Annotated in this window: 13 protein-coding genes; 3 read left to right on the forward strand and 10 right to left on the reverse strand. The window is 30.2% G+C overall.

Translation table 11 applies throughout. The features are described 5' to 3' along the window. Window positions 1–30: 30 nt before the first annotated feature. Genes ACQKMV_RS15310 through ACQKMV_RS15320 form a run of 3 tightly spaced genes read right to left on the reverse strand, consistent with a single transcriptional unit; the run spans window position 31 to window position 2427 of the window. Entirely contained in the window at window positions 31–765 is a 735-nt protein-coding gene (locus ACQKMV_RS15310) for a hypothetical protein (protein WP_427504988.1), read from the reverse strand. A gap of 14 nt (window positions 766–779) precedes the next feature. Beyond that, window positions 780–1514: a hypothetical protein gene (locus ACQKMV_RS15315; protein WP_427504989.1), complete on the reverse strand. Its 735-nt coding sequence runs from the start codon at window positions 1512–1514 to the stop codon at window positions 780–782. After that, complete coding sequence (locus tag ACQKMV_RS15320; RefSeq protein WP_427504991.1) at window positions 1507–2427, reverse strand: ABC transporter ATP-binding protein; 921 nt, start codon at window positions 2425–2427, stop codon at window positions 1507–1509. The genes ACQKMV_RS15315 and ACQKMV_RS15320 overlap by 8 nt, the downstream gene beginning before the upstream one ends. Window positions 2428–2610: 183 nt before the next feature. Here ACQKMV_RS15320 and ACQKMV_RS15325 point away from each other — a divergent pair, with 183 nt between their 5' ends. From ACQKMV_RS15325 to ACQKMV_RS15335, 3 genes are all read left to right on the forward strand, one after another. Then, window positions 2611–2829: a plantaricin C family lantibiotic gene (locus ACQKMV_RS15325; RefSeq protein WP_427504993.1), complete on the forward strand. Its 219-nt coding sequence runs from the start codon at window positions 2611–2613 to the stop codon at window positions 2827–2829. Window positions 2830–2907: 78 nt separating this feature from the next. Next, a complete protein-coding gene (locus tag ACQKMV_RS15330; RefSeq protein ID WP_427504994.1) occupies window positions 2908–6060 on the forward strand; it encodes a type 2 lanthipeptide synthetase LanM family protein in 3153 nt (1050 codons plus the stop codon). A gap of 72 nt (window positions 6061–6132) precedes the next feature. Continuing rightward, on the forward strand, window positions 6133–8289 hold the full coding sequence (locus tag ACQKMV_RS15335; RefSeq protein ID WP_427504996.1) for a peptidase domain-containing ABC transporter: 2157 nt from the start codon (window positions 6133–6135) through the stop codon (window positions 8287–8289). Window positions 8290–8536: 247 nt separating this feature from the next. On the opposite strand, the gene ACQKMV_RS15340 is transcribed toward ACQKMV_RS15335, so the two are convergent. The 7 genes from ACQKMV_RS15340 to ACQKMV_RS15370 all read right to left on the reverse strand — a co-directional run bounded on the left by ACQKMV_RS15340 (window position 8537) and on the right by ACQKMV_RS15370 (window position 20694). Beyond that, a complete protein-coding gene (locus ACQKMV_RS15340) occupies window positions 8537–9142 on the reverse strand; it encodes a response regulator (RefSeq protein WP_427504997.1) in 606 nt (201 codons plus the stop codon). Then, window positions 9132–11258 (reverse strand): ATP-binding protein, encoded by a 2127-nt coding sequence (locus ACQKMV_RS15345; RefSeq protein WP_427504998.1) that lies wholly within the window; start codon window positions 11256–11258, stop codon window positions 9132–9134. Before ACQKMV_RS15345 ends, ACQKMV_RS15340 begins: the two co-directional genes overlap by 11 nt. A 9-nt stretch (window positions 11259–11267) precedes the next feature. Further along, on the reverse strand, window positions 11268–12125 hold the full coding sequence (locus ACQKMV_RS15350; protein ID WP_427505000.1) for a polyprenyl synthetase family protein: 858 nt from the start codon (window positions 12123–12125) through the stop codon (window positions 11268–11270). A 95-nt stretch (window positions 12126–12220) separates the two neighbouring features. After that, complete coding sequence (locus ACQKMV_RS15355) at window positions 12221–12391, reverse strand: hypothetical protein (protein WP_427505001.1); 171 nt, start codon at window positions 12389–12391, stop codon at window positions 12221–12223. Window positions 12392–12912: 521 nt separating this feature from the next. Then, a complete protein-coding gene (locus tag ACQKMV_RS15360) occupies window positions 12913–13824 on the reverse strand; it encodes a peptidase domain-containing ABC transporter (protein ID WP_427505002.1) in 912 nt (303 codons plus the stop codon). A 360-nt stretch (window positions 13825–14184) separates the two neighbouring features. After that, a complete protein-coding gene (locus tag ACQKMV_RS15365; protein ID WP_427505004.1) occupies window positions 14185–18543 on the reverse strand; it encodes an S-layer homology domain-containing protein in 4359 nt (1452 codons plus the stop codon). 582 nt (window positions 18544–19125) lie between these two features. Then, a complete protein-coding gene (locus ACQKMV_RS15370) occupies window positions 19126–20694 on the reverse strand; it encodes a sensor domain-containing diguanylate cyclase (protein ID WP_427505005.1) in 1569 nt (522 codons plus the stop codon). Window positions 20695–20784: the final 90 nt, after the last annotated feature.

Raw genomic sequence — 20784 nt, forward strand, 5'->3', positions numbered from 1 at the left:
GCTTTTAAATAAAACAACTCATCCTTTATATCATTTCAAATCTCTCTTTTTCATAATATAGAGACCTATAATATAAATTATAATTGAAAAAATACTTAAATAAACAATATCATTTAAACTATAGTTAAGCGCATTAAAACCATCTGAAGCGATATAAAACGGAGTATACTCCATAATCGTCTTAATCCAACTATCATCTCTATCTATAATTTGTGTACCAATACTATATAAAAATATGTATAAAACATATCCAATTAGTAATGCGTACACTCGATTAAACGTAATAGATATTGTAAAAAGACCTACTGATAAGATCGAGGAGAAATAAATAATATAAACAATCCAAACTGAGAATAGCGTACTTAGTATCTCCATAACAGTAAAACTTTTACCAATGCTAAGTTGAATGATTAATCCAATTAGTATATTAAAAATACCATATAAAGAAGTATAAAATAAAAACGAAATAGTCTTGATATGGATTATTTGACTTCTTCTATATATACTGCTAAACACTATGTTCGAAGTTCCATAACCAAACTCAGATCCAACCATATTACTTCCCAAATAAATGAAGTAAATTTGGATAATAAATAAGGATATACCAATATTACCACTTAACTCTACACTTTTATTTAAGTTCATTTGGTGATAAATAACATTATCCACAATTGTTGTAATAGCTAATAATAATAAAAAAACGAATGTTGAAGTATCAAATATTTTTTTTATTTCCAATCGACTTACAGAAAAAATTCCGGTCATATTTTATCAATCTCCTAAATTTCTCTTTTATTAATAATTATTAAAGATATTAAAAATAATCCTAAACCTGTTAATGCTAAACAAATACTATTAGATATTGTTATATCATTATATTGTATTCCCTTATAAACCAAAGCCAATGGATTCTCTCTAATCCAAAAAGCTAATCTTGTAGTAGCGTCTAATTTTACTAATATAATACCTCTAATAATACCTTCAAATGAGAATACGGAAATAATGGTAACTATTGTTGCGATTTGACTAAAAGTAATAAACCCAATGATGAAAGATAAACCCGAAACAAAAAAAGAAATAAGTAAATAATTTATTATATTAATTAATATATCGTGTGTAAGATTAACCAAGGTAAATTTATTATGTTCAATTATCCATAATAAATTTGCTAATAATCGGTGTATAGTTCCTACAATACAACCAATTAAAAGTAGAGTAAGTAATTTAGATAGAACTATATTTGTACGCGATAAAGATCCTGTGAATATAATTCTGGAAGTTTTTAATGAAAACTCTCTTGATACTATAAAAGAAGGCATAATAAGGATAATATAGTACGAAATATCACCAAAATAATCGTAATATGTATCCAAATCCGAAGGAGATGGATACATTGATTTTTTTAGATAAATTAAAATAGTGTACATAACTGCAATAAATACACTTAACCATATCCCATATCTTTTGAATAATTGCTTAACCTCTAATATTGATACTCTTATAGCTCTATTCAATCTTATTTCCCCCCATTAACTCAAAGAATTTCTTTTCTAAGTCTTTTCTCAGAGGATAAATAGCATTTATACTAATTTTATTATTTACCAATTCCACAATAAGCAATTCCGATTCCTTATAAACATATTGAAACTTTATTTTATCTTGATCTATTTCTATAATAGGTATTTTCTTAACATCAATTAAAAATTTTTTTACCATTTCTATTTTTTTAGATTCTATGATAAATTCATGAATTTCTCTTTCAGTCTGTTTTTCTGTTTTCAAATCAATATAATCTACTACTGTTCCTTTCTTCAAAAACAAGACTTTATCACAAACAGCTTCTATTTCTGATAAAATATGGCTGGATATAAGAATTGATATGCCTTTCTCTTTTGAAACTTTTTCTAATATCTCTCTTATTTCAGCAACCCCCTCAGGATCTAATCCATTGGTAGGTTCATCTAAAATTAATAATTTAGGATTATTAATTAATGCCTGTGCAATTCCTAATCTCTGTTTCATTCCTAAAGAATACTTCTTAACTTTCTTATAAATAAAACCCTCTATTCCCAATAAATGAATGATAGATAAAACACTGTCTTTATCAAACCCACCTGAAATCTCTGAAAAATAAATAAGGTTATCCATCCCACTCATATGGGGATAAAAACTAGGATATTCAATCAGTCCTCCTATACGTTTTCCATGAGATTGTGGTAAAGACTGCTTTTCAATATTAAACTGAACCTCACCTTCAAATTTTGTTATTAACCCCATAATAATTCGCATAAGTGTTGTCTTTCCTGCTCCATTAGGTCCTACTAAACCTATTACTTCCCCTTTTGGAACTGAGAAAGAAACATTATTAATAACTTTGGTATTTTTATAACTCTTCGTAACATTTGACAACGTTAAAATATTACTCAATTCTTCTCCTCCCTCTGTCGCATAGTTTCAATTACATATAATAACATTCCCATTTCTATACAATCAACGAATTTACATAAAATAATTTTTATATATAATTTCGGTAAATACGGATTTTTTTGTAAAATAAATCCGTATAATAGTATTTGAGATATCTCATTACAATAAAAAGGAGGGATTTTCATGACGAAAAATCCAATTATTAAAAATAAGCTTTCAATAAATGACAACAATCCTGCAGGAAATCTTTTTGAAGAAATTAATGAACAAGACATGTCATTAGTAGCTGGTGGAACAAATGATGCTATCTCTAGAGCGCTTGCTCAGGCTGCTGGACTAGGGAACAATTATGGAATGGCTTGTACTTGGTCTGCAGAATGTAATGGAACAACTCCCTGCTAATTTTTTTGTCAAAAAGAAGTTTTTCGAAAAGGGTGCGTACTCTATTTTGGTACCGCCCTTTTTAGATAGGAGTAGATTATGATAATAAATGAGAGAGAACAAATTCCAAAAATTGATTTTCAAGATGTACTAAATTATTGGAAAAAATTCTTCCCAGAATTAAAAGACCCAAACGAATTCGAAGACATAATTTTCAAATCAACTAATAAAGACATTGCTGTTTTCAAAGAAGAATGGGAAAAAGAATCAATACGGTTTGCTCTTAATAAGCAAAAGATTGATTCCTTTTTTAATTTTAATCCGGATAAAGATTTATCTTGTATTCTTTCTAGTTTAAAAAAAGAAGATTTCCCATTTTTAAACTTTTTCAAACCTATTTTCTTAAACGAGCTTAACAAATACACAGAAAATTTCGACAAATTAAATTTTATATATAATAAGGACTCATTTTATTCTGATATTTTTATTCATATGTACCATATTGCATTCAATGTTAGTTATAAAACGTTAATATTTGAAATTGATTATGAAAAAGAACAAGGAAATCTTTTCGGTGAAACTTCAGAAGAGAGATTTCAATATTATACAAACGTAAAATTAGAAAATAGAGAATATCTAAAAGCTTTATATATAGAATATGAATCATTAACAAATTTATTATTTACAATTATCAATAATTATTTAAACTTTCTTTTTAACATGTTACATACCACATCTCAAGAATTAAAGAATATATCTATTGCACTGTTCGATACAGAATGTATCGGTAAACTAATTAATGTTTCATTAAATATGGGAGACACTCATAACGGAGGTAAAACGGTATCTATATTAACATTCGAAGGTAATAAAAAGGTTGTATATAAACCTAGATCTTTAGCATTTGATCAAAAATATTCTGAGCTTTTATCTTGGATAGAGAATAATAAAAGTGAACATTTAAAAGATATAAAATCAGCTAAAGTATATACCAAAGATGACCATGGTTGGATGGAATTTATTGAACACACATCATGTAACAATATTGATCAAGTTAAACTCTTTTATATTAGATCTGGACAATTATTATGCTTGCTATACGCTTTGAACGCCAAAGACTTCCATAGTGAAAATTTAATTGCTTCAGGAGAGCATCCTTATTTAATAGATTTAGAAACTTTATTACAGCCCGATTTTGAAAATAAGTTACGTGAGGAAACTGTTATTAATACCACACAGGATTTTATTAATAAGTCGGTATATTCAATATTTCTTCTACCCAGTCGAATGACGATTAATAAAAATGAAAATAACACCAAGGTAGTCGACTTCGGTGGAATGGCAGGATCTACAAAACAACAAGCTCCTATAAAATCAAGTGTGATAATTAATAAAAACTCAGACGAAATTAGAGTAATAACAGATTATGGTCTATTAGATATTAATGATAACAATCCGCGCATTAATGAAGAATTGATTCAATCTGAATTGTTTATAGATGATATACAATGCGGTTTTATAAATATGTATAGGTGGATAATGGATAATAAAACTTGTTTTACAAATAAACTCCGCGAACTATATACCAATGAAAAATGTAGAGTAGTTTGTAAGCCTACGTTTATTTACTCTCAACTTTTAACATCTAGTTATCATCCGGATTTATTAAGGAACCCCATTCATAGAGAAGTTTACTTTAGTAGAATTGCCTTGTCAGAGTTAAAAAAAGGATTTGAATATTTTTCATATCAAGAGCATAGAGATTTAATGAATGGTGACATTCCCTACTTTTCTGTGTATGTAGATAAAAAAGTATTAGTTGATTCAAAAAACAAAATTATTCCTAATTTTGAATTTGAGCATTCCACTATAGAAACTGTTATTACTAAAATCCAACAAATGAATGAAACAGATTTAAATAAGCAAATTACTTTAATTGATCTTTCCTATATGCATACAAGTATTAATGATGAAAAACAAGAAACAAATATAGAATTTAAAACTTTTAGGGATTTTAGTAGAGTAGAAAAACCTACTAAATCTGATTTCCTGAATACGGCAATCAAAATTGGGGATCGTTTAATAAATGAAAGTATTTATAATGCTGAATCTGGAGATAGAACCTGGTTTGGATTAATGGTATATGGAAAAAATGAAGTAACATCTCATGTTTCTTCCGTAGACGTAGATGTATATAAAGGGAATAGTGGAATATCATTATTTTTTGCATATTTAGCTTCTATCACTAATTTAGAAAGATTTAAACAAGCTGCTATAGAAACACTTTCTCCTTCTCTAAAAGTATTAGAAAGTATTAATAAACACAAAGAAATACCCTTGAATATTGGTGCTTTTACAGGTCTATCCGGTATTTTGTATACGGTATATCATGTAGGAAATATCTTGGAGATAGAAAAATTTAAAAATATAGCTTTACAGCATATAGATACCACACTGGAACATTTAGATAATGATACGCAGATAGAGTTATTGGGTGGAATGGCTGGTGCTTTATCTGTATTTATTTCTATATATAATGTCTCAGACAACGAAAAAATTAAAAACAAATTATTAAAATCTTGCTACTGCATATTCGAAAAAATATCAAAAAATACAATTGAATTCAATGAAAATTCAATTTTTTGGGGGCAGGTTGACACTAATGGAGATGGTGGTTATACAGGCTTTGCTCATGGAACAAGTGGTATTATTGCAAGTTTAGGCCGTTTCTATAAAATTACAAAAGATAAAAACATCTCTCAATTGATTAAAAAAGCTTTAAATTTCGAGAGAGAATTGTACTCACCAGTAACAAAAAATTGGCGAACACAAATCAGTGGAGATTCTGACAGTATTGCATGGTGCCATGGCGCTACAGGCATTTTATTAAGTAGAAGTATTTTAATAAATCATGGTTATTTTGATGAAGAAATCACTGAAGAAATAAATATTGCATTAGAGACTACACTTAAGAAAGGTTTTGGAAATAACATAACTCTATGTCATGGTGATTTGGGAAGTATAGGGGTTTTGTTTTATCTTGCCACTGTTTTAGATGATGAGTCTCTTTTTGAACAATGCAATGAGACTTTTAACGAGATATTTAATCATCATATCTCTCAAAACTGGAACAAACCATCGTTTAGAACAGCAAGTGTTTACGGCTTAATGATTGGATTAGCTGGATACGGTTATAGCTTATTGAAATATGGACACAAGGCAGAGATGCCTGAAATATTGTGGATGGAGTGAGTGATTTCAAAAAAGGTGCTATTAGAATATTAATAGTGCCTTATTATCAAATATTGCAAAGGGTTTGATAGGATGAAAAAAAAAAAATCAGTCCCATTTATTGAACAATTACATCCAACTGAATGTGGATTATGCTGTGTAGCTATGATTTTAAGATATCATAAAAGTTATCAGCCAATGTATAAATTAAGAGAAATATCAGAAACCGGAAGAGATGGGTTGACATTAAATCAATTACATAATTTATTTTTAAAGATGAACTTTTATTCAAAAGCTTATAGGACTTCTGTCGATGGGTTAAAAAAATTTAACAGTCCTATTATATTACACTGGAACAACAATCATTTTGTGGTATTAGAAAAAGTCAAGAGTAGAAAATTTATCATTGTAGATCCTGCTATTGGGAGAATAACATTAGGGCAAGAGGAATTTGAAAAAAGCTTTACAGGTGTTATCTTAGTTCCTTCACCTGATGAGTCATTTTCTCCCTATAATAAAAAAGAGTATGCAATTAAAATGTTAGTTCCTTACATCTTAAATAACAAGATGTTATTTACTATGATATTTCTAATATCCTTACTTATTTATATATCTACACTAGCATTACCTATTCTTATACAAAAATTAATGGATAATGTTATTTATAGTAACGAGTTAGATTGGATTATATTATTAGTTTTTATAGGCTTTATTTTTCTAAGTGCATTATTTTTATACATTAAAGGGCATTACTTGATAGTAATTAAAGCAATACTGGAAAGTTCAATCTTTAAAAATATATTCAATCATATATTAAAAGTGCCATATAAATTTTTCGAGACGAGAGCTAAAGGAGATATACTATATCGCATCAGTAGTCTTGATATAGTTAGAGACCTTTTAGCTGAAAATATGATTAAAGGAATTCTTGATTTTGGAGCCCTAATATTTATGTTTTCCTATTTAATGTATAAGTCTGTACCATTAACTCTTGTTATTTTAATATTATTTAGTTTTTATTTACTAATCACCATTATGATTAGGCCTCAAATTAAAGAATTAAATTTATATGAAATTGTAGAACGAAGTAAATTATCAAAAATCCAAGTAGAAACTATTTCCTCTATTTTTGGTATTAAAGTTTCAGCTATGGAAGATCAAATTAACAATAAATACGTAAATAAACTAGATGACGTACTCTATAGATTTAAAAAGCAGAGTAGAATATCTAATATCTATAATACACTGAATCAACTAACATTAACTATTTCCCCTTTAATTGTATTAGTTTGTGGTATGAATCAATTTTTAAAAGGAACATTAACCATAGGTGAATTACTCGCATTCTATTCTTTAACAGTCATTTTCTTTTCAACTAGTTCCACATTCTTTCAGGTTTGGAGTACATTTTGGATTGCTTCAAATAATTTAGAAAGAATTAAGGACATTACGGATATTGAAATTGAAGATGATATAGAGGTAGAAAATTCTAATCCTTATCCTAAATTAAAAGGAAACATTAAATTAGAAAATATAAATTTTTCATATACTAACCAATCAAATATGGTATTGAAAAATATTAATTTAAACATTAAAAGCGGTCAGAAAGTAGCTATTGTTGGAGAATCAGGGTCTGGTAAAACAACACTTGGGAAAATTCTAATAGGCTTATATAAAGCAAATGAAGGTAATATACTTTATGACGATACCAATATAAAATATATTAGTAAAAAACATATTCGCAAACAGATGGGAATAGTACCTCAGGAAATTCAATTACTAAATGACTCAATTTATAATAATATTACTATGGGAAATTCAAATATAGGGATAGATAAGGTTAAAAAAGCAGCTAAATTCACTCAAATTGCAGAAGAGATTGAAAATATGCCTATGGGGTATAATACATTAATTTCTGATATGGGTTCAAATCTATCCGGTGGACAAAGACAAAGAATTGCCTTGGCAAGATCAATAATAAATAAACATCAAATCATTCTTTTAGATGAAGCGACTAGTTCCTTAGATTCAATTAATGAAATGAAAATTGCTAATTATTTAACTAGTTTAGGATGCACATGTATAATAATAGCCCATAGGTTATCTACTATAAAAAATAGTGATATTATTTATGTGCTAGATAAAGGTGAAATCATTGAACAAGGAACACATTTTGAACTTATGAATTTACATGGAAAATACTACGATTTATATCGTAGTACCGATTTAGAAACACCAGATACATTTTAATCTAATTTTCATTTGTTATATAACAATCTCTCAATTTATCAACAAACATTCCATATTACGATAACCTCTTTATTCTAAAAAGGAGCAATTTATAAGAAAAAATTCCTTATATGATGCTCCTTTGACTAAAGATATTAACCTAAGTAATTAAGACCTTGGTACTTCAGCAGCTATAGCAAAATACTTATGCTATTAACAATACCTTTTTTACAAGTGAATTAAAAAAGAAATTGAACAATATTTCATATTAATGAATATCAAGTAATCCTCTTTTTATAGCTTTAACGACAGCACCAACTCTTGAATCTACATCCAATTTCCTTATAATGGAGGAAACATGATGCTCTACTGTTCTTTTTCCTATTCTCATATCTTCACTAATTTCAATATTTGTTTTGTCAGCTGCTATATGTTTCAAAACCTCACATTCTTTAGATGTAAGTGATTCGCAAAAAAGATTAACTTCAAACTTCGGAAATATTTTATATCCCATATATACTTGCTTAATTGTTGCTATTAATTCCTCATTTGACTTTTCCTTTGTTATAAAGGCACTTGCCCCAACATTATAAGCTGCTTCAATGTATTCCTCATAATTATAACCTGATAATATAATTATAGAAATTTGTGGCATACAACTGAGGATGCTCTTCGTTAACTCTAGACCGTTAAATGAATTCAGTCTAATATCCATTAACAGTATATCTGGATTCAGCAACATAATATCCTTGAGAAGATACTTCGGATTAGAAATAGTATGTACAACTTGGATTTCAGGATCTTTAATTAAGATATTTTTCAAACTTTCTAATAGCAGTATATGGTCATCTATAATAACAATTTTAATATCCAATTTTTTCACTCCAATCAATAGGTAAGGTGAGTGTAATAGTTGTACCGTTATTTAAAGTTGAATTTATATTAAATATTCCTTGTAATTGATTTACTTTTTTCTGCACTGTTATTAATCCAAAATTATTCTGATTGTATAAATCATAATTTTCAGAAATCGAAAACCCTTTACCGTTATCAATTACCTTTATTGTTAGATTATCGTTAAATGCTTCTACATTTATATCAATTTTGGTTGCTGATGCATGTTTAATAGCATTATTGATAAGTTCTTTTATCATTCTAAAGACATGTACTGATAAGGAAGTTGGTATAATTTTATGTGATGTGTTGTAATGTAAATTTAGCAAAATATTATGATTTTTACTTGTTTTTTTTACAAGTGATTTTAAACTAATCTCTAAACCTAAATCTTCTACTAACACTGGGTGTAAATTATTACACATATCTCGAACTTCATTAATATAGTATTTTAAATACCTTTCAAATTCCTGAAAATTGACTGAGTTTGGTAGCTCTTGTACCTTTTTTAATAATAGTATTAAGTTTTGGAGAATATCATCATGTAAAAAAATCGATAAACTTTTTCGCTCAGCTTCTAACTCATTTAATAAATAAGAATTAAAGTATTCTATTAATGATATAGAATGTTGTGATAATTTATATTCTTCTTCTATTTTTTGCAATCTTTGTACATTAATAAATAGGTCAAATACTTCTGTTTGAATTTTTTTTAGTAATACTATTTCTTCTTTATCCATTGCTGTTAAATTTCTCTTTTGCCCTACTATTATTGCCGCAAACATTTTTCCTCCCCTGAATATTGGGAATATATTATACGGAGGTTTTTTCACAAAATCACTAGATATAGGAGGGATTCCCACCAAAGAATGAATTGTTTTATCAGCTATTTCATCGTTCTCAAACAATCCAGAATCGTATAAAATTAAAGGGTTATCTTCTCCCCAGGTAATACACGCTCCATTAACGTCTACCACTTTATGTATTAATTTCGTAATATGCTCAGCACATGTTTGAAGGAATTTTTCACTATTAATTTCTCGTAATATGAGTTGTTTTTCTTCTTGAATTTGCGAAAGCTTAGATTGCAATTTACGTGTTCTTATTGGTTCGATCATTTTATAAAAACAGCCGTATAATGAAAATGCCACTATCAGTAATAAATTTTGATAAATAATCTGTTGAAAGTTTAATGAAGTAAAGAATAAGATAGTATTTATTATACAAAACGTTGCTAATAATATTAATAAAGTATAGGCATACCTTTTTACACTCTTGTTAAAGTCAAGTACTTCCTGTTTTATCAATAAATAAGCTAAAGTTAAAGGTAATACTATAATACTAATAATAGTATAACTAAACGGTATATTAGTTAGATGTAAGAGACTACCTGGTATAATACTCAGGAAAAGGATTGGACTAAACGAAATAATAAGGCTTCCTAGTAAAATAATTAATTGGTTTTGAATCCACTTAGAATTAGATTTCCATAATTTAATTAATAAATATAAACAAGCGAAGATAGAGAATACTATCTGGATTACTAATGCTGATATTATGAATAACATTACTAGTGAGCTGTCTTCTCCATACATATAGAGGGAACTATAATAAACAATATTAATAATAATCGCAAAACTCAAAAGAAAATATTTAGTTTTTTTTAAAAAGAGACGTTCGCTATAATACGGAAAATATTCGAAAAAAAGTAATAGAAAATAAGGTGTTAAACTAACTGATAGCAATTCAATTTCATTTGCCAAAGATAAGTTGAAGCTTGAAGGCTTTGAAAATGTGATAGCTATTCCTATTGCACTCATCAGATAGAAAAAATTGCGAATGATAATCGAAGTAGATTTTTGGATATAAGCATATATTCCCGTTAGAAAATAAACTGCTCCAATAAAAAAAGTTGAATAATGATAAATGATTAATAGAACTAGGGTTCCGAAGTTAGATATATTAGGAGATAAGATAAACAATTCAAAACTATGTTGTATTTGCTCTAATTTTTGATGAAAAAATATTGAATCATATAATAGATAAATACTAAAAAGCCAAGAAAATATTATTAATAAAATAACAGCTCTATACATTTTATTCTCCTAATCAATAAGTTTGATAATATAGCTAATATGTAATCTACTATTAGGATAATGTTGAAGTAACAATTCTTTTGCTCTATTTATATATAACTTCGATAAAATTAAACAATAATCCACTGCTCCTGTTTTAGTAATATACTTTTTAACTGCATTTAAAAGAACTTGGTTTTCTTTATTTACTTCAATAGTTTGCAACTGTTGAAGTAAAAAGCCATTATCTTTCTCTTGACTATATTCAAGAGCTTTTATTAATGGCAGTGTTGCTTTTTTTTCAATAAGATCGTTCTTAATGGTTGAAAAAATATCTTTGACATCATTTCTAATTTGACCTGCATATCCGATATACATAGAAATCTCTTTTAGTACAGAAATCTTTTCGGAATATAAGTTGTTTAAATCAAAAATCAATTTTATAAGAGAGCTTGATTTTTGCTGGATCAATTGAAAATATAATTCCTCAGAAACGCCAGGCTTATCTAAAGTAAAGAATAAATCATCCCATTGACCATTATTTGCGTTAATCAAATTTTCATTAATAAGTGAAAATATTTCATTCGGATTTCTTTTAGTATTCTGTAATAATAAATTTAAAGACTCCATTAATAATGCATTAGATAGCATTATTGCTTGGGGCTTTGTAAGAATGTTGAGTGTCTCTCTTTTGAAATCATTATCAATAAGATCATCTAAAATATCTGTTGACAAAATAAGTAATTCTATTGCAGCAGATTGTGCAATTCTATTTAAATGCGGGGTTTTATTATCGAGTAATGAAGATACATAGAAAGAAAATTCGCTCCAAGTAAAATAGGAATTTGTTACACTAAATATTTTACCCTCTAAATATAACAATTTCAAAATAGTTTCTTTCATGTCATTATGTAGATTACTTTTGTTGAGAAACTCTTTTATAAAAAGTTGTATACTTTGTTTGATTTCTATATTGTAACTATTTATAGCCATTGTTCTGAAGTTATTTTAATATTTCTTTTTAAATGCTCTAATAGTAATGCAAACGTCTCTTCATCTAGTATTTCCTTAGCAAACCCTAATCCCTCTAAATCTATATTATCTCTTTCACTTTCGTTAAATACTTGTATAACATTCCATAATGCTGTATGCATAATAAATCCTCCTTAAAATATAATATATGTATAATATAGCACTGTTTGTAATATTTTACTATATATTTTAAACAACGAATTCCTAAATAATACTTTAAACACCAATATATTACAATAACTGAAAACTCCTAATGAATCTATAATGTCCCCTATAAGATAGACATAAAAAAGTCTCTATTACCGTTTTTTTAATGAACATAACAACTAGATGGCGAAGACTTACACAGGCGAATTTATGGCAATAACGCTTGCGGAATATGAAAAGGGAAAATGTTCTAACCAAATCTTTAAAAATGCCGGATTCGATATAAAGAATATTAGGATTCATCGTCGAAGACATCTTTAAAACTGATGAGTAGAGGAAAATGATCCAGGGTACACTCATCACGTGGTCAGTAGAGCCTAAAAAGATGACGCCTGCACAATACAGACATCACCTTCTTAAAGTTGCCCAGGGATTTTTTTAAAATGTCCTTTATAAAGTTTACACTTTAATAAACATTAGAAGGTTTATTACCGGTTCACGATAATACTACCTCCCCTTTATTTGTAATATCATTATTTGAATACAGTGAATAATATTGTCCTTTTTGTTTTAGTAACTCTTCATGAGTACCTTGTTCTATTACGTATCCATTTTCTAGAACAAAAATAATATCAGAATCAATAATTGTAGATAGACGGTGTGCAATAACAATTTGCGTAGCACCAATTTTTTTAAATTCATCTGATACCAGTTTTTCATTTATATTATCCAAAAAACTTGTTGCTTCATCCAATAATATGATCTTAGGCTTATTCACCAATGCTCTTGCAAGTGCTATTCGTTGTCTTTGACCACCTGATAAATTCAACCCCATCTCAGAGATGATAGTATGATATTTCATAGGCATCGCTTCTATCTCATCATGTATATTTGCTATTTTACATGCTTCAATTACTTCTTCTACAGTTACATCTAACCTATTCATTACAATATTTTCAAATATACTATTATTAAATAAGGTTATATCTTGTGGAACAATTCCTATTTGTTTCCTTATAGATTTTTTGTCCAGTTTATTAAAAGATATATTATTATAGAATATTTCACCTTCTGTTGGAGTGTATAAACCAACTAGTAGTTTTGACAATGTACTTTTACCAGAACCTGATTTACCAACAATGGCTATCTTTGAACCCGTTTGAATATTAATATCAATTCCATCTAAAATTTTATTAGAATTCTTTGTATAAGAAAAGGAAACATTTTTTAGTTTGATACTTCCATCTAATTCTCTTTTTTCGCCATCATTTATTTCAAAATCGCTAGTAAGTATATCAGCTATTCTTGAGAAATATACTTTACTATTTATAAAACTTGTAAAGGTATCTAACACAGTTGACGAAAGTCCAAAAAAGATAGTGCTTAAAGAATATATTGAGACAATCATTCCAACTGAAATATCACCTATAGAAGCAAAATAGATAGAAATAAAAAGTATAGTATCTAGCTAAAAGTTTGCTGGACCTCTCGCATAATAAGGGATTTTCCAAGAATAAAAAAATGACAAAAGGCATTGAGAACATACACTTCTCAATGCCTTTTGTTGATATTCTAAAACCCTTACTGAGGTTTTCGATATATTAAGGTTTAATATTAGAACCAAGTTTAAAATAGGTATTGTTAGGATTATTTTTATCATTAGCCCATACAATATTTCCATATTGGTCAATTGTGAAGATAAAGAAGTTATTACCTTTTGTAAATACTGGATCATATTTTGGATCAACAGCAGGTGGTGTCTTTTTTACTATTTAATTATAGTCGTTTTAGCTATATCTGAAATATTTCCATAGTCATCCATCAACACCATATAGATGTATTTACCTTCAATAAATACTTTTTCAGGTTGATTGCTAGTACCAATCAAATTATCTGGCCATAATAGAATATTTAGTAATGAGTTTCCGGACATAATATCAGAACCTTTAACATCAAACGCTAGATTATTTTCTGGATCAATACCTGCAATGATATGTTGCTTTGTTAAAATATTTGTTGATGATGTAATGTCATAGTCTGTATTTGACATTACATAATAATATTTTGGATTATGCACTTTAGAGTTTGCAGTGTATACTACTTGAATTCTATTGGATGTTGCAGGAAGGCTTGAATTCTTTGTAAGATTCCCTATTAAACCTGCGCCAGAAATACCGAATCCAGGCATATTTTGATATTTAAACTCTCCTAGTGGTTTATCGAACGTTAAGCCAGCAAAGTCTTTAACCACAATTGTTCCTTTGTTCATATCAAGTGTAAAGCTACTTAAGACATTTTGATTAAATTGAATTAAGAGTCGGCGTGGCTCCGATGTTTTAATTTTTGATGTGTCTTCCCATTCTATCTTACTAATCGTTGCAGTTGTACCATCTAGTTTAGTATTTAATGCAGAAAGTAATTGAGCATCTGTAATATCTAGCGCTTCTGAGAACGTCACTACAAATGTTTTATCCTCACTAAATGTCATAGAATCTGAAGTTAATGGATTTTGACTGAAAGATTTAAAATCTTTTTCTGTGATTTTCTTTATCATTGGCTCTATTTTAGGCTTTGTGCCATCAGTATATAGTTCTCTTTTCATTATTCCTTCACGTGCAGGATTAGGGAAAGTACTTCCTTCATTTTTTCCTAACACTGTAAAGTTTCCATAAGTATCTTCAGCTCCAAAATATACAACATATTCTGTATGGGGGGTTAAGCCATCTATCTTTCGATCGCCACTAGCTCCTGCCGCATCTAATCCGATTTTTTTATTATTGTCTATTAAATTCTTTTTCAAAACCTCTTCATCTGTTAAATTCGCATTAGGATTAGCTGAACCATCTGAATTTTTCTTTGGTACAGCCCAATAATATAAAGTTGTTTTTTCATCAGCATTGAAGTTAATAATAGCCTGTTTGTCATTTTCAGGCATAGGTTTAATCTCAAGACCTGTAACAAGAGGAGCCTCTGTGTCTCCCACCATTTTTTTCGAATCAATTAACGAAATTTTACCAGAACGATCTTTTAGAACCATGTATACGCTATAACTTAAAAATGGATTGAGATTATTTTTTGGAATAAGAATGTCATACTTCATTGTTGTATTCTCTAAATTAGCAGACTTTGGACCTTCTTTTTGGATATAAATGTCTTTACCATCCACTTGGAATTTGCCAGAATGCTTGGATGAATCTGCTTCAAATTCATTTACAAAATCTAATTGATCAATTCCCAAATCAGCAAATTTTTTATTTTCCCCATTTATAACAATAGTATCAGGAATCACCATATAGTAATAAGTACCAGCTTTTTTAGGTTCAAATTCAACCTCCACTTTAACTCTTCCATCTGATTCATCAGGTTTTCTTATTACATTTTTAATCGATAATTTCGGTTCAACTTTATCATTATGCGTATACTCAGCATAGTTATTCGGAACCATACCAACAGGTACAGTGTTTTTATTTTCAAACTCATTACCTGCTCTATCTTTTACACCCGGTAATACAGTTACTTTTAATGTATCACCTTCTACGAAGCCTGTTTGAGATGGTACTGTAAGTAAAACTTTAGAACCTGTTCCGTTTTTAGAGTAAACAGCTGCTGATGGTTTAATAGTTGGACGACCTGATATATTAATAATAACTGTACCAGATAAATCATAATTTTTAGGATCATTGGCAGTAGACTCATCTAACTCTTCATTGAAATAAATATAAAATTGGTTATCGCCAATTGGAACTAAATCTTTATCTTTTCCTGGCGCAGAACCTACAACAAATGGATGTATTTCATCTAACTCAAGTGTTGAGATCAACGTTGAAGCAACCTTCGATATATTACCTGAGCTATCTTTCACTACTATAAAGAAGTCATACTCTGTTTTGGCCTCTAGATTTTCTAGCAGTATTTTTTTTGTTAACTCGGCGGGAGTATTGCCAGTAACCTTACCCTTATCTGTTGGTTTTGAAATAATTTCCTCTGCAGTCGGTGGAGTATTATTTGACTTTTTACGCACTAAATAGAAATATTCCCCAGGCTTTGTTGAATTAAATGTTACTTCTGCCCTTTTTCCTCCAGGAAGTGGATTTACAGATTTAAATGTCACTACAGGTGCTATAGTATCCTTCATTTTGAATTCTTTTGATTTAATATCCGAAACATTTTTCGCTCCATCCACGACCATCACATAAACTACATATTCTTTTTTCTCACCTAAATTAGTGATTTTAAATGTGTTTTTGTTAATCACTGCTGCGCCTGTTCCACTTGCCACATTGTCAGTAGAAATACGATTTACCATTTCTTTTTTCGTTGGTGCATCGACGCCTTTTTCACGAACAATATAGTAATAAGTTCCAACTTTATCTGAAGTGAAATCTACCTGTACCTCACTACCACTTAGAACATTTACATTCGTAATGTCGATTAATGGTTTTGTTTTATCAGCTGGTTTTTGATTATCAATATCGTCTTTATCGATTGGTTTACCGTCTGGATCTGTAATAATACCAACATTATCTTTATCCTCTAGGAAGTCGTCGAAGATATTATTCGGTCCCTCGCCCTTCGGTAAAATAACTTTGTCAACATACGTGTAATCTCCAAGATCAATCCAACCATATGCATTATCAACATACAGAGTTCCTACACGACCGTCTATATACAGCTCTAAATCTGTATAGCTATTGTAGTTAATCCAGTCGATGTTGCCATCTCCATAAATTGTCAGCTTCGTTTCTGTATCAAGGTTTAGTGTGCCGATATTTCCTTGAATCTCAAATTCACGGACATTCCCGATGATGTCTACACGTGGTAGCTTAGTATTCGTTTCAATTTTTGTACCATTTTGAGAGACAACTAAGCGTGATACAGTGCTGTTATAAAATTCAATATGTTTTTCAACATTTTTCATCGTCACTTTATCTTTAGACCAGTTTTCAAATGGCTTGTTTTTTTCCGGATTCTTGTCGGAGTTTTGATCTGTCCAATTTTGAAAATCTGTTGTCGGACCTTTATTGGACGAGCCTTCATCATTTGGATTATCTGGATTAGACCAGTTGATAAATGCCGTATTGGTGCTTGCTATACGGCCAAGCGATAATGGCTTATAGTTGGAAACGCCTAATTGTAAAGGTGGACGTACCGTTTCGTTGACAAGCATTGTGCCAGTCAATGTCACATCTGCAAATTCAATATAGTTCCCATTGACAACGATTGTCGCACCGAAGGACCCATGATTGCCATTAAACTCTAGAAATCTCGAGCTTGTCCCGCTTGCATTCAATATTAGCTTTGATACAGAATGAATGGTTTTGCCCGAAAGATCCCCTTCAATAAGTGCTCCTTTTAATACCGGTGCATTATCTTCGTTAAAAATATGCGAGAGACTTTCTGGTACTGAGTATGGCTCAGCATTTATGTAGACAGTGTCGTCTTCTACACCAGTAATTTTAAATGATGTGGCATTGCCTTTTTTCTCTTGTGAACGCACAATAAAAGATGCTATTTGTCCACGTGTTACCACATTATATGGTGAGAATGTGACAGGTGTTGTTCCTTCTGTAATCTTTAAATCTACTAAAGTTTGAATATAGATTGCGTTGCTTGTTTGGCTAGTTACATCTTTGAAACTATGGTTGTAATTAGACGCTACCTCAAATTTAAAGCCAAGCACTAAAATTTTCGCTAATTGTCCACGTGTAATCACTTCATTAGGCATAAATGTTCCGTTTGAATACCCAGACATGATCCCTGCATTTTGTAATGCAGCTATATACTTGTAATATTCGCTGCTTTTTGGGACATCTTTAAAATATGGATCTTGCACATTTTTTAAATCTAATTTTAAAACAGTAGCCAGCATTTTTGCTGCCTGACCACGTGTTACACTTTGATTTGGTCGAAAGGTTTTATCTGCATACCCACTGATTGCACCTTGAGAGTATAATTTTAAAATATTGTCATAATGACTTGAATATTGGTCAATATCCGTAAATGGTGAAGTAGCTGCAGCTGCCTTTTGTGGTGGTGGCACTACAACAGCAATCCCACTAGTAGCAAAAACAGTTGCTATAAGTGCTTTGTTCACTTTTTGGACTTTTTGGACTTTTGTTTTATCCATCCCACTCTTCCTTTCATCTATGTATTTGATACGTTCAAAATATCATTTTCATCATACCCTTTATATCGACAGGTAGGTAGTAAACCTTCATAGATAATTCTAAAATACTGGAAGAAAATCGTTAACAAAAATCGGAAACAAACAAAAAAAGTTCATTATCATTTAACCGTATGCCATGTAAATAAGTTGATCTTCGTTCCGACTGGGCAACTCCTTGGGGATTAGCGTCACAGATGAGACACTGGAGCGAAGCGAATAAAGAAACTAAGTCTAAATGCATCATTCTACATTTCCGAAACACCTTTTCCTTAGCCCCACATAAAAAAAGCCAAGGAGCATCGGTGCTCACTTGGCTTTAACGATATATAGGCATACATCTGGTCATACTTGTGATGTCATAAGGGAAAGGGGGATAACCTTACATCTTGTCAAGTCGATCAAGAGATGTGTCCCGAGTTACGTATCATTTGAACATGATTTACAAGTCATAGGGGAATGACTTAAAAGTAGCTTGCCCAAATGATCGTTGCATTAATCATGTACCCCAAAATTAGAAATGTATGCATATTTCAATACATTTTTTTATTTATTTTTTTGCTCTGCTACCATGACTCGGTTCCGTCCTGCTTGTTTTGCAAGATACAGCGCACCATCCGCAACTTCAATTAATTTTTCTGTTGTGTCGGCCATTTGCGGATACACTGCAACACCGGCAGATAATGTAACTGGGCGACCACAAGGACTTATAGTATGTGCCAAAATATCACGCAGTTGCTCGGCTACCTGTGCCGCTTCCTCAACTGTAGTAGCTGGCAATAACATCACAAATTCCTCACCACCGTAGCGACAGCAAACATCGCCCTTACGAGCAACTGTTTTCATATTTTTAGCTAAAAATTGTAAAACCTTATCACCTACTGCATGACCATACGTATCATTAACACTTTTAAAATGATCTAAATCAAGCAAAATGAGGGCATGTGGCAAATCGTTCTCAAGCCACTCAGCTAGCATCGCATCCATTGTTCGACGATTGGTTACACCTGTTAACGGATCTGTTGTAGATTGATCTTTAAAATAGGATACCTGACCCTGTAAAAATGTTAAACTCCGAATAAGAGCACTTTTTAGATAGTACACTTCATAATACCAACTGCGTACAGATTTTAAGCCTTCTACATTTTTCGATTCCATGCTCTCCTCTGTTAATGTAGCTAATTGCTGTAAGGGATTTGCAATACGTGCCGCAGCCCAAAGAACAATTAAAATTGAAATTAGCATAAGCGGAATAGATTTTATAGCTACATCTTGTACTCTATCAAATGAAGGGTCTAATGCTACATCTAACGGTCTTTGAGCAATTACTCCCCAGCCTGTTAAAGGTACGTTACTATAACCAGCAAGCATTTCTACTCCTCTAGTATTCATTACTTGCTGAGCCCCACTTTTTCCTGAAACCACTGCTTGGACAACTTTATTATCAATAGCGATATCATTGACGCGACTTGGGTCCTGATGATAGATAACACGCCCATCTGAATCAACTACATACACATATGAACCATCATGATAATAATGCTCTCCGAGTAAATCATTAAAAACATTTCGTTCCTTTAAATAAATTGTCCCGCCTACCATCCCTAAATATTCATTTGTGTCTGAAAATATAGGATACGATATAAAAATAAGGAGATGACCTGTCATTCCTTTATAAGGCTTTGAGACAAGAGGTTCCCTTTTAGATAAAGCCTCTTTTGCTCCAACAGATGTTAATACTTCACCTTGTACCTCTATAGATGGTGGTGAAATAGATAATACACGACCTTCTGCATTTGTAATAAGAACAGAGTTAAACATATTATTTTGCCTTTTTAAACGCTCAGTTTCCTGAATCAATGCATTGTTATCATGCATTTTCGTCTTTATCGTACTGACGCTATACCCTAAAATCTGAAAAGATTCTTCAAGATAGGAACTTGCGGTTGTTGCTAATTTTTGTGCATATACTCGATTCGTTTCAAGCGTATTTTCTTTAATCGAGGCAACATTCATTCGGTAACCGCTCCAAATGCTACCAATGCCTGTTAAGAAAAAAGCAGCTAATGCAACTCCCATGATTAAATGCTTTAACTTTAACTGTTTTGATTTCATTTTCTACGTTTTACCCCTATTTTTTATTTACTCTATTATTCTATTAAAGCACAAAAAATCACTTATTAAGAAAATTTATTATTTCCAGAG

This window comes from Lysinibacillus sp. NPDC094403 (assembly GCF_050278745.1).
In the GTDB taxonomy this organism is placed as follows: domain Bacteria; phylum Bacillota; class Bacilli; order Bacillales_A; family Planococcaceae; genus Lysinibacillus.

What these genes read in the sequence shown, in the direction of transcription:
- ACQKMV_RS15310 (WP_427504988.1), bottom strand. Translation starts at nt 765, where the DNA reads ATGACCGGAATTTTTTCTGTAAGTCGATTGGAAATAAAAAAAATATTT.
- ACQKMV_RS15325 (WP_427504993.1), top strand. Translation starts at nt 2,611, where the DNA reads ATGACGAAAAATCCAATTATTAAAAATAAGCTTTCAATAAATGACAAC.
- ACQKMV_RS15330 (WP_427504994.1), top strand. Translation starts at nt 2,908, where the DNA reads ATGATAATAAATGAGAGAGAACAAATTCCAAAAATTGATTTTCAAGAT.
- ACQKMV_RS15335 (WP_427504996.1), top strand. Translation starts at nt 6,133, where the DNA reads ATGAAAAAAAAAAAATCAGTCCCATTTATTGAACAATTACATCCAACT.
- ACQKMV_RS15345 (WP_427504998.1), bottom strand. Translation starts at nt 11,258, where the DNA reads ATGTATAGAGCTGTTATTTTATTAATAATATTTTCTTGGCTTTTTAGT.
- ACQKMV_RS15355 (WP_427505001.1), bottom strand. Translation starts at nt 12,391, where the DNA reads ATGCATACAGCATTATGGAATGTTATACAAGTATTTAACGAAAGTGAA.
- ACQKMV_RS15360 (WP_427505002.1), bottom strand. Translation starts at nt 13,824, where the DNA reads ATGATTGTCTCAATATATTCTTTAAGCACTATCTTTTTTGGACTTTCG.
- ACQKMV_RS15365 (WP_427505004.1), bottom strand. Translation starts at nt 18,543, where the DNA reads ATGGATAAAACAAAAGTCCAAAAAGTCCAAAAAGTGAACAAAGCACTT.
- ACQKMV_RS15370 (WP_427505005.1), bottom strand. Translation starts at nt 20,694, where the DNA reads ATGAAATCAAAACAGTTAAAGTTAAAGCATTTAATCATGGGAGTTGCA.